This is a genomic window from Nocardia sp. NBC_01329, from assembly GCF_035956715.1.
Taxonomy (GTDB): Bacteria; Actinomycetota; Actinomycetes; order Mycobacteriales; family Mycobacteriaceae; genus Nocardia.
The window spans coordinates 3,711,572-3,721,756 of record NZ_CP108381.1 but is presented as its reverse complement, the minus strand read 5'-3'; the positions used below and the strand labels follow the sequence as shown (position 1 = coordinate 3,721,756).

The following is a 10,185-nucleotide window of genomic DNA, read 5'->3' as shown; positions in this document are numbered from 1 at the left end:
GGATATGGCAGTATCGAAGGCGATTCCGTGTGCCGGTCGGAAGGCGGTCTGCATTGTGGGCGAGGAGTTTCGAGCCGATCCCGAGCGGTTGCGTGCCAAGGTCCCGGCCTTCCAGCAATTGGGTGCCGAGGTGGAAGCGCTGGTGCAGCGATTGCACGACCTGGTGTCCTCCGATGCCGCGCCCTGGGGCACCGACGACTCCGGTAAAGCGTTTGCCGACACCTTCGCCCCGGAGGAACAGCGCACGCTGAGTGATCTGAACAGCCTCACCGAGGTGATCCGGCAGACCGGCCCGGATCTGCAGCAGGTTGCCGCGAATTTCGAACAGCAGGATCTGCACAGCGCTCAGGTGCTGCGGAACACCGAATCGGAGATCCGCACCGGCCCGGACCCGATGACGGTGAACCCTGTTCCCTTCGGCGGTCTCGCTTCGAATGTCTCGGCATCCGCGCCGGTCTCTCCGGTCTCGGTGCCGACCGGGGCAGCCGGAAAAGACACGGTCGCCCGGACTCCCGGGCAGGTGCCGGGAGCGCCATCGCCGGAGGCAGGCGCCGCGGGCCGCCCACCGCTCGGTGAATCCGCTCCGGCTGCGGGTGGAGACGACCCGTCGTCCGGCACACAACAGCAACGATCACCCGAACAACCACAGCAGCGGAGCGACCCGGGCGTTCGGGATGGGCAACGAGTCGAACCGACGGCCGTGACCGCGTCACCGATCACCACCCCGGCACAGACCACCACCGGCGCGGGCCCGACTGCTCCCACGCCTTCCCGCATCGGGCCTGCCGCGGCACCCGACGTGACCCGGCCGGCTCGCACGGGCTCGGCGGCCTCCGCAGGGTCTCCGTGGTCGAAAACCACGTCGGGTGGCGCACCCCGGGTATCGGCGGCCGCGTCGGGTCCGACCGATACCCCGCCGCGGATACCGGGCGGCCCGCCGAACCGGCCCGCGGAAAAGCCCGCGGAACCGGAACGTCGAGTAGGCGAAGGCACGGTCGAACCGATCGCTGTCCGCCTGACCCGGGAACTGGCCGAACGGCACGGAGTCCGGGCATTCGGATTCGATACACCGGGCGTGCCTCCAGAAGTGCTGATGGAGATGGTGGCGGCGGTGAACGACGTCCTACCGCGACATCCGGCGATTACGCTGTCCGCCATCGGCATCGCTGATCTGCCCGGTTCCGCGGCGACCCGGTTGGACCTCGAGCCGGCGGATCCCGGGCCCCGTGACACGTCGCCGGATACAGTCGCCGGCGGCATCGCGCGGATCACACTGTCGGTCCGGTCGGCCGTCGAACCGGCGGAGCTGGAACGGGCGGTTCGGTCGGACGAAGACGCGGGTGTGCTCGCGCCCGGTTGCGCGCAGCGGCCCGTGTACTCCACCGTGGTCCGTGAACTGGGGCGCGTTCTCGACGCGGCGGGTGGTTTCCGGGCGAGGACCGCGACCCGGCACGCGCTCGTCGCCGCCTATCTGCCGCTGGCGAGCCCGGAAAACACCGATTCGCTGGCCCGGACGGTCAGCGGGTTCAGGGAATGGCGGGCGCAGTTGAGCGGTGCTTTCCGGGGCGGCCGATTCGACCCCGAGGCGGCGCTGGCCGAGGCGTTCACCGAGGTGGTGCTCGATGTTGCTCGGGCTTCACTGCCGGCCCGCGCTCTCCACCGGCTGTTGGTGGAGACGGCGGGTTCGCGGCGTACCGGGTCCGGGGACACCGCGACCTGAAGGACGGCCGCGCGGAAATCCGATCACCGCCGGGCGACGACCGCCCGTTCTACCGCGCCGAAGGCGATATCGCTGAGTTCGCCGAGCGCGGCCGGCAGCACGATCTTCGGTTGTTCGCCGCAGCCACAGCAACAGCGGGGGACCGCGCAGCGCGGTGGCCGGTCCGAAGCTGCGTCGCACCCGCGTGCGATCGTCCGGGACTCAGGACGAGTGCACCCGCTCGGCGTCCTTCTTGCTCAGCTCCGGCCGCCCGGCCTGTTCGGCGAGTAGATCGCGGATTTCGGTGAGCAGCGCGATATCGGCCGGGGTCGACGGTTCGGCTTCCACGTTGTTCCGGGCGTAGAAACGCCTCTGCATGGACTTCATCGGCAGGATGAGAGCGAAGTACAGCACTGCCGCGACCATGATGAAGTCGATGGCGGCGCTGATGATCGGGCCCAGGGCGATGAAGGTCGCGGGTTTGCCCGCCATCAGCGTGACACCGAAGCCGAACTGGCCGCTCCCGCCCAGTACGGCCAGCAACGGCTCCACCACACCCTTGGTCACCGAGCTCACCACCGCGGTGAACGCAGTGCCCATCACCACGGCGACGGCCAGATCGATGACGTTCCCGCGCATGAGGAAGTCTTTGAAACCTTTGAGCATCAACTCACTCCGTATCGAACACTGCTTGTCCCGCCGGTCCCGGTCCCGGCCGATGAGCGGTATCGCTGCGATCGAGGTTCCGGCGCTGCACCGCAGGTGATAGTGGCAGCCGGGAATGCCCCGCGCAAACCGGCAGCGATCCGGCGGGCGGCCCACCCGGCCCGGATCTCCGCTGCGACCGGGTGCTCAGGCGATCGGCGATGCGCCCGCCCCGCGCTAGAGTCGGGCATCGGAGTGGACAGCGACCAGGAGGACCGAGTGACATCGACGACGCTGCTGGGCCGGGCGGTCCGGGGCTTCAACACAGGCATAGTGGCCCTGCTCGATATCCCGTTGCTGGGGCCGTTGCTGGGCAAGGGTTTCGTGGAGATCGAGTACGTGGGCCGCCGGTCCGGGCAGACTTTCCGGACGCCGGTCAATTACCTGAAGAAGGACGGCGACCTGGTCATCGGTGTCGCCATGCCGGACAGGAAGCGCTGGTGGCGGAACTTCTCGAGCGAGGGCGCGCCGATACTGCTGCACCTGCGCGACGGCGATCGGCGTGGACACGCGACGGCCCGGCGCGACGAGAAGGGCCGGGTCACTGTGCGGGTCCGGCTCGACGATCCGAGCTGAGTACTTCGGGCTTCCGGGGTCACCGTCGCGAGCCGGTGTCCGGAAAATAATTGGGCGATCACGTCTGCGAGTCGCTAATCTCTGTCGCATGTCGAGCCCGGAGGCATCCAGAGCAGGGCTGCCGGTCATCCCCGTCAGCCCCTGAACTTTCGCTGTGCAGTGGCCGTGCCGTGTTTCGACCGGCACGGTGATCCGGTGATTCCCGGGCGTTGACCGGGGTGCCGAGACGATTCCTGTCTCTTCCACCTCGGAGTCCTCCATGCCTTTTGCTCTCTATCTGCTCGCACTGGCGATCTTCGCCATGGGCACCTCGGAATTCATGCTGGCCGGATTGGTCCCGGATATCGCGGCCGATCTCGGTGTGGGCCTCGGCGCCACCGGCCTACTGACCTCGGCATTCGCGGTCGGGATGGTTGTGGGTGCACCGCTGATGGCGGCTCTCGCGCGGAACTGGCCGATGCGGTCCGGTCTGCTGGGCTTCCTGCTCGTGTTCCTGGCCGCGCATATGGCCGGTGCCGTGACCGGCAGCTTCGCTTTCCTCGTGGCCACCCGGGTGGTGGCAGCCGTCGCGAACGCCGGATTTCTCGCCGTCGCGCTGACCGCGGCCGTCGCGCTGGTTCCGGCCGGGAACAAGGGGCGGGCACTGGCGGTCCTGCTGGCCGGCACCGCCGTGGCCACGGTGGCGGGGGTGCCGGGCGGGGCGTTGCTCGGTACGTTGTTCGGCTGGCGGGCCACCTTCTGGGCGATCGCGGTGATCTGCCTGCCGGTGGCAGCCGGGGTTCTCGCCGGGATTCCGGAGCGCCTGCCTACGACCGATCTTCCCGCGCGCCCGCATCTCCGCCGGGAACTCGCCCAGTTGCGCCGTCCGCGGCTGCTCGTGGTCATGGTGCTGGGGGCCCTCGTGAACGCCGCCACCTTCGGCAGTTTCACCTTCCTCGCACCGCTGGTGACCGGGACTGCCGGGCTCGCCCCGCTCTGGGTGCCGGTGGCCCTCGTCCTATTCGGTGCGGGTTCCTTCGCGGGGGTGACGGCCGCCGGGCGGTTGTCCGACAACCGTGCCGGGGCGGTGATCGTGGTGGCCGGGCCGCTGCTCTGTGGTGGGTGGTTCGCGCTCGCCACGACCGCCGACCGTCCCATCGCGCTGCTCACCTTGGTGTGCATGCAGGGCGCGCTGTCCTTCGCGGTGGGGAGCACCCTCATCGCCCGGGTCCTCTACGAGGCCGCGGCGGCTCCGACCATGGCGGGTTCCTATGCGACCGCGGCCCTGAACCTCGGTGCCGCGGCCGGTCCCGTGCTGGCGGCGTTCGCTCTGGATACGGGCGCGGGTGAGCTGGGTCCGATATGGGTGAGCGCGGCGCTGGTAGCGGTGGCACTGCTGCTCGCACTGAAGTGGCGCGCGGTACTCACCGCAGGGCCGGAGCCGGCGCGCGCGGATCGGTAGCGCCGGTGCTGACACCGGATCGCCACTCGGTTAACAGAAGGTGGTGTAAACGGAAAGTAACAGTGTCCAGAGTTCGACGACACACGACCCGAACCGGTGTGCCGGCCCCCGCCGGTTCGTTAATCTCGGCATCACCATCCGGAGTGGCCGAGTGGTGTGGCGCAACGGCCAGGGGTGATGGAGGTACCGAGCGTGGGTACACCGTCTGCGATCGATATGCGGGCCCGCGGCCTGCGTTTATATCACGTGCACCAGGAACATCCGCTGGCCGTCGCGCTGCTCGCGGAACTCGCCATCGACCACAGCATCCGGTACGGGGACACCGCCGGCGCGATCCACCGGCGGCTCCGGGATTGCCCCGCCACCGATTTCGCCGCACCCGACGGCGATCTGCTGGTGCTGGTGGACCACGGCGGCCCGGTCGCGGGCGGTGGTTTCCGCAGGGGCGATGCGACGACCGCCGAGCTGAAGCGTGTGTGGACCGCGCGTGAGCATCGCCGCGCCGGGCTGGCGACCCGGGTTCTCGCCGAGCTGGAGGCGGAGATGATCAGGCTCGGCTACCGGCGGGTGGCGGCGACGGTCGGAGATCGCCAACCCGAGGCTCGGGCGCTCTACACGGCGGCGGAGTTCGCAGAGGTGGCTTCCGGTATCGCCCGGCTGTGCCGGTTCGAGAAGGACCTGGGTACCGGTGCGCGCCCCCTCGGCACGCAGTCCGGTGCGGCCGTCGAAGTCCTGGATAGACGTCCTGGATAGACGTCGCCGGCACCGCTGAGGCGACGCGGTCGGCACCGCTGCGCTCCGGCGCCGGTATCGTGGCCGACCGGCCCCGGTGAACGCGGGCGGGAAGGATGCCTGTGCTCGCCGCCGGACTTTTCGCGGTACTCGCCGCCGGACAACTGACACTCGCCGTCCGGTGCGTACTCAGGATCCGGCGGACCGGGGATCGCCTGCCGATCGTGCCCGCACTGGTGTGTGCGGCACTGGCCTATGACAACGCAGTGCTCGCGGCGGGGTATCGGATCGGGGCGGGCCCGGTCTTGGAGTCCTGGTCGGTGCCCCGTTTCGTGGCGCACATCGTGCTCACGCCACTGCTGATGCCGTGGGCGTGCGCCGCCGCGGCCCGGGCGGGGGTCGGCTGGGCTCACAGCGCCTGGGTGCGGGTGGCAGTGTGGGGGACAACTGTGGCCGTGATCGTGCTGGGGGTGTTCGGCGAACTGACGCCGCTCACTCTGGAACCGCGGGAATGGGCGGGCACTGTGCGTTATACGACCGCGCACGCGTCGGTCGCCGGAGTACTGCCGCCGGTCGTGACCGTGCTGGTGGTTCTCGTGGCGGCGGTCGCGGTATGGCGGGTCCGGGATTATCGGCTGTGGACGGTGACCACCGTGATCATGACGGTGGTCTCGGCGGCGATGCCGCCTGTGCTGGTCACCAACTGTGCCGAACTGGTGTTCACCGCGGGTGTGGTCGCGACCGCGATGTGGCTGTCGCGGCCGGACGAGACCGCTCCCGGGTGGTGCCGATAGCCGGAGTTCGCGGCCTCCGGCGCACACGGTTCGGCCGGACCGTGTGTGCCGTTACAGCTACCGGCACGGTGGCCGTCCATACTGTCTGATCATGGGCGATGCGCAGACCGCTGAAGGAAACGACGCGACCCTGCCGCTGCGCGAGGACATCCGGTTCCTCGGCGGCGTACTCGGTGACACCATTCGCGATCACGAGGGCCCGGAGGTCTTCGATCTAGTGGAGCGGGTACGCGTGGAGGCGTTCCGGGTCCGACGTGCGGAGGTCGAGCGCAGCGCTGTCGGCGAGATGCTGACCGGAGTCGACATCTCGGTCGCCCTTCCGCTGATCCGGGCGTTCAGCTATTTCGTCTTGCTGGCCAATCTCGCCGAGGATATCCAGCGTGACAGACGCCGCGCCGCCCACGAGGCGGCCGGCGAAGCACCGCAGGATTCGTCCCTGGCCGCCACCTACCGGAAGCTGGACGCGGCCGCCGTGCCGGGTGCGCGGGTGGCCGAACTGCTGTCCGACGCGTTGGTGTCACCGGTGATCACGGCGCATCCCACCGAGACCCGGCGCCGCACGGTCTTCGACACCCAGAGCCGTATCACCGAACTCATGCGGCAACGGCTGCGTGCCCCGGAGCCCGAACGGAAAACTCTGGAGATCGAGATCCGGCGGCAGGTGCTCACCCTCTGGCGTACCGCCCTGATCCGGTTGGCGCGGCTGCGCATCCAGGACGAGATCGCGGTCGGCCTCCGGTACTACGAGCTCACCTTGCTCGATGTCATCCCCGCGATCAATGCCGGGGTGCGGGCGGCGCTGAGGTCCCGCTGGCCCGAACAACGGCTTTTACCGAAACCCATACTGCGGCCCGGTTCGTGGATCGGCGGTGACCGGGACGGGAACCCGTATGTGACAGCGGAGGTGGTGCGGACGGCCGCCGTCCAAGCCGCGGCAGTGGCGTTCGGGCGCTATCTGCGGGATCTGGTGCAGCTGGAGAAGACGCTGGCGTTGTCGGCACGACTGGTCTCGGTGACCCCGGCGCTGCGCGCGCTCGCCGAGGGCGGTTACCCGGACCCGCAGACCTACGCCGACGAACCGTATCGGCGGGCGCTGTACGGCATCCGGGTCCGGCTCACCGCTACGGCGCGGCAGGCCGTCGCCGCACTGGATCCGGCCGCGCCCGGCCCCTGGGAGTTCGAATCTTTCGGCGCGGGCGATCCCGACGGAGGTACTCCGTATCCGACACCCCAGGATCTGCTCGACGACCTCGACGCCGTCGACGCCTCGCTGCGGGCCGGTGGGGACGCGTTGCTCGCCGACGATCTACTCGCGACGCTGCGGTATTCGGTGGAGACGTTCGGATTCCACCTCCAGGGACTGGATATGCGGCAGAATTCCGATACCCACGAGCAGGTCGTCACGGAACTGCTGGCCTGGGCCGGTGTGCACCCGGACTATCCGAGCCTGCCCGAGTCCGAACGGGTCGAACTGCTCGCCCGGGAGCTGCGCACCCGCCGGCCGCTGCTGAGCCCCTGGGCGCGGCTGAGCGAGCCGGCCGTCAAGGAACTGGGTATCGTGCGCGCGGCCGCCGCTGTGGTGGCCGCGCTCGGGCCGGACGCGGTGCCCAACTACATCATCTCCATGTGCACCTCGGTCAGCGATCTGCTCGAAGCGGCGCTGCTGCTCAAGGAGGGCGGCCTGCTCGATCCGGGCGGTGCCGACAGCGGACCCTCCTGCCCGGCCGGGATCGTTCCGCTGTTCGAGACCATCGAGGATCTCGCGGCCGGGGCCTCGACGCTGGCCGCGGCCTTGCAGGTGCCCGAGTACCGGGAGTTGGTCGCCGCGCGCGGTATGCGCCAGGAGGTGATGCTCGGCTACTCCGATTCGAACAAGGACGGCGGGTATCTGGCCGCGAACTGGGCGCTGTACCGCGCGGAACTGGATCTGGTCGAACTGGCGCGTGAACACGATATCCGGCTGCGGCTCTTCCACGGCCGCGGTGGCACGGTCGGCCGGGGCGGCGGTCGCAGCTACGACGCGATCCTCGCCCAGCCCGCGGGCGCCGTACGGGGTTCGCTGCGGCTCACCGAACAGGGTGAGGTCATCGCCGCGAAGTACGCCGAACGCGGTTCGGCGCACCGCAATCTCGAATCGCTCATCGCGGGCACGCTCGAATCGACGCTGCTCGATGTCGAGGGCCTGGGTGCCGATGCCGAACCCTCCTACGCGCTCATGGACGAACTCGCGGCCCGGGCCCGCACCGCTTACGCGCAGTTGGTGCACGAGACTCCCGGTTTCGTGGAGTACTTCCGGCAATCGACTCCGGTCGCCGAGGTGGGCGACCTCAATATCGGCAGCCGTCCCGCGTCCCGCAAGGCCACCGACTCGGTCTCCGATCTGCGCGCCATTCCGTGGGTGATGTCGTGGAGCCAGGCCCGGGTGATGCTGCCCGGCTGGTACGGCACCGGTACCGCGCTCACGGAATGGATCGACGGCGATCCCGAGCGGCTCGCCCGGCTCTCCGATCTGTACCGCCGGTGGCCGTTCTTCCGGACCGTGCTGTCGAATCTCGCGCAGGTGCTGGCCAAGAGCGACCTCGATATCGCCGCCCGCTACGCCGAACTGGTCGAGGACGCCGAGCTACGGGGTCGTATTTTCGCGATGATCGAACGCGAGCACGCCCGGACGGTGGCCGTCCACGCCGCCATCACCGGTAACGACCATCTGCTGGCCGACAACCCGTCGCTGGCCGAATCCATTCGCAACCGGTTCCCGTACCTGGAACCGTTGAACCAGATGCAGGTCGAACTGCTGCGCCGGTTGCGTGCCGGTGACGATTCCGAACTGGTCAAACGCGGCATCCTGCTCACCATGAACGGGCTGGCCACCGCACTGCGCAATTCCGGCTGACACCGGTTCGCGCCTTCGTGGGTACGGCAGGCAGTTCCCGGTTCGGGTGCCCGTCGGGCCTTCGGTCTCGATCCGGGTCGTCCCGGCCTGCGACCACGGTGGAAGTCGTAACGTCGCCTGTATGACGACATGGAGTGAATTCACCGCCGAGGCGCCGCGGATCAGCGAGATCTTCCGTCGTCGCCACACCGCGACGAGCAATCTGTGCATGCTCGCCACGCTGCGCTCGGACGGATTCCCCCGGATCAGTCCGGTGGAGCCGCTGATCTTCGAAGAGAAACTGGTGATTCTCGGGATGCCGGGCACCACCAAGTTCCGGGATCTCGTCCGTGATCCCCGCTTCTGCCTGCACACTGCGACCGAGGACACGATGGTGGCCGAGGGCGACGCGAAACTGTTCGGCGTGGTGGTCGACGATCCGGATACCGCGCTGCACGCGCGTTTCGCCGAGTACCTGTACGAGGACAGCGGCCTGGATCTGCGGAACCAGCCGTTCGACCATTTCTTCGTCGCCGACCTCACCTCGGCGTCGTCGGTGGAGGTCGCCGACGACCTGCTGAAGGTCACCATCTGGAAACCGGGTGAAGGGGAGCGAGTGGTCGAGAAGCAGTAGCGGATCGCGGATCCTGCCTACATCAGTTTCCGGTGAAGCGGGGCGCGCGCCGCTCCGGCATCGCGGCGACCGCCTCGTCGCGGTCGCCGGTGTGATGGGTGACGGCCTGCATCGCGGCCGAGAGTTCGACATTCCCGCCGGCACTGAACGCCGGTGCCGGCCCGGTGAGGATGGCCACCCGGATCGAATGGTCGCGGTCACGGTCGCTCCTCGGGCCACGATGCTGGGGGCACCGGAAAAAATGCCCGATCGTCTCGGGTAAGGCGAGTGCCGAGGTGCGGTTCACCAGCACGGGTCCGTTTCGGTCGGGCCCGAGAGTTCTGGTGTGGTCGGTTCGCCGGAGAGTGCGCTGGGGTGCGGGGTATTCCGGCGGTGGCGCTCGTGCGTGAGCCGGATCGTGAGACCCGCGAGATTGCGTGTTCGTGATTCCAGCCGGGCTGTCGACTCGCTCAGTTCGATATCGGATATCGCGGTGAGCTCGCAGGTGAGCAGTGCTTCGACCGCTTGCTCCAGGGTGCTGAGCCGGTCCCGGAAGCTGTTGTTCGAACGCATGTTCTAATACTAGCCGATCTCCACGGCGCAAGCGCCGGCGCGAGCCGCCGGGCGGAGGTTCGCGATCGGCGGCCGGTGGCCGGCATCGAATTCGTTGCTGACGTTCGGTGCGTCGGGGTGGGTGTTGCGAGGCGGTGCGGACCGATTTGTGAATGAGCTTGCATGGTCGTGCATAATCAT

10 protein-coding genes are annotated in these 10,185 nt (G+C 68.8%); 7 read left to right on the top strand and 3 right to left on the bottom strand.

Translation table 11 applies throughout. The features are described from left to right. Positions 1-55: 55 nt before the first annotated feature. Positions 56-1,720: a WXG100 family type VII secretion target gene (locus tag OG405_RS16880; RefSeq protein WP_327147444.1), complete on the top strand. Its 1,665-nt coding sequence runs from the start codon at positions 56-58 to the stop codon at positions 1,718-1,720. A gap of 201 nt (positions 1,721-1,921) precedes the next feature. On the opposite strand, the gene mscL is transcribed toward OG405_RS16880, so the two are convergent. Beyond that, a complete protein-coding gene (mscL, locus tag OG405_RS16875; protein WP_327147443.1) occupies positions 1,922-2,365 on the bottom strand; it encodes a large conductance mechanosensitive channel protein MscL in 444 nt (147 codons plus the stop codon). A gap of 258 nt (positions 2,366-2,623) precedes the next feature. Between mscL and OG405_RS16870 the strand changes: the two genes are divergently transcribed. From OG405_RS16870 to OG405_RS16845, 6 genes are all read left to right on the top strand, one after another. Then, positions 2,624-2,980, top strand: a complete 357-nt coding sequence (locus OG405_RS16870) for a hypothetical protein (protein ID WP_327147442.1) — start codon at positions 2,624-2,626, stop codon at positions 2,978-2,980. A 259-nt stretch (positions 2,981-3,239) separates the two neighbouring features. After that, the gene (locus OG405_RS16865; protein WP_327147441.1) at positions 3,240-4,421 is read left to right on the top strand and encodes a Cmx/CmrA family chloramphenicol efflux MFS transporter; all 1,182 of its coding nucleotides are present in this window, start codon (positions 3,240-3,242) and stop codon (positions 4,419-4,421) included. Between the two features lie 192 nt (positions 4,422-4,613). Continuing rightward, on the top strand, positions 4,614-5,174 hold the full coding sequence (locus OG405_RS16860; protein ID WP_327147440.1) for a GNAT family N-acetyltransferase: 561 nt from the start codon (positions 4,614-4,616) through the stop codon (positions 5,172-5,174). A 95-nt stretch (positions 5,175-5,269) separates the two neighbouring features. Then, complete coding sequence (locus tag OG405_RS16855) at positions 5,270-5,947, top strand: hypothetical protein (protein ID WP_327147439.1); 678 nt, start codon at positions 5,270-5,272, stop codon at positions 5,945-5,947. A 91-nt stretch (positions 5,948-6,038) separates the two neighbouring features. Beyond that, a complete protein-coding gene (gene ppc / locus OG405_RS16850; RefSeq protein WP_327147438.1) occupies positions 6,039-8,840 on the top strand; it encodes a phosphoenolpyruvate carboxylase in 2,802 nt (933 codons plus the stop codon). 121 nt (positions 8,841-8,961) lie between these two features. Next, a complete protein-coding gene (locus OG405_RS16845) occupies positions 8,962-9,453 on the top strand; it encodes a pyridoxamine 5'-phosphate oxidase family protein (RefSeq protein ID WP_327147437.1) in 492 nt (163 codons plus the stop codon). Positions 9,454-9,475: 22 nt separating this feature from the next. On the opposite strand, the gene OG405_RS16840 is transcribed toward OG405_RS16845, so the two are convergent. Further along, positions 9,476-9,631, bottom strand: coding sequence for a hypothetical protein (locus OG405_RS16840; RefSeq protein ID WP_442790572.1), 156 nt, complete (start codon positions 9,629-9,631; stop codon positions 9,476-9,478). 104 nt (positions 9,632-9,735) lie between these two features. Next, complete coding sequence (locus tag OG405_RS16835) at positions 9,736-10,005, bottom strand: hypothetical protein (protein WP_327147436.1); 270 nt, start codon at positions 10,003-10,005, stop codon at positions 9,736-9,738. Between the last annotated feature and the right edge of the window lie 180 nt (positions 10,006-10,185).

What these genes read in the sequence shown, in the direction of transcription:
- OG405_RS16865 (WP_327147441.1), top strand. Translation starts at nt 3,240, where the DNA reads ATGCCTTTTGCTCTCTATCTGCTCGCACTGGCGATCTTCGCCATGGGC.
- OG405_RS16835 (WP_327147436.1), bottom strand. Translation starts at nt 10,005, where the DNA reads ATGCGTTCGAACAACAGCTTCCGGGACCGGCTCAGCACCCTGGAGCAA.
- mscL (WP_327147443.1), bottom strand. Translation starts at nt 2,365, where the DNA reads ATGCTCAAAGGTTTCAAAGACTTCCTCATGCGCGGGAACGTCATCGAT.
- ppc (WP_327147438.1), top strand. Translation starts at nt 6,039, where the DNA reads ATGGGCGATGCGCAGACCGCTGAAGGAAACGACGCGACCCTGCCGCTG.
- OG405_RS16845 (WP_327147437.1), top strand. Translation starts at nt 8,962, where the DNA reads ATGACGACATGGAGTGAATTCACCGCCGAGGCGCCGCGGATCAGCGAG.
- OG405_RS16855 (WP_327147439.1), top strand. Translation starts at nt 5,270, where the DNA reads ATGCCTGTGCTCGCCGCCGGACTTTTCGCGGTACTCGCCGCCGGACAA.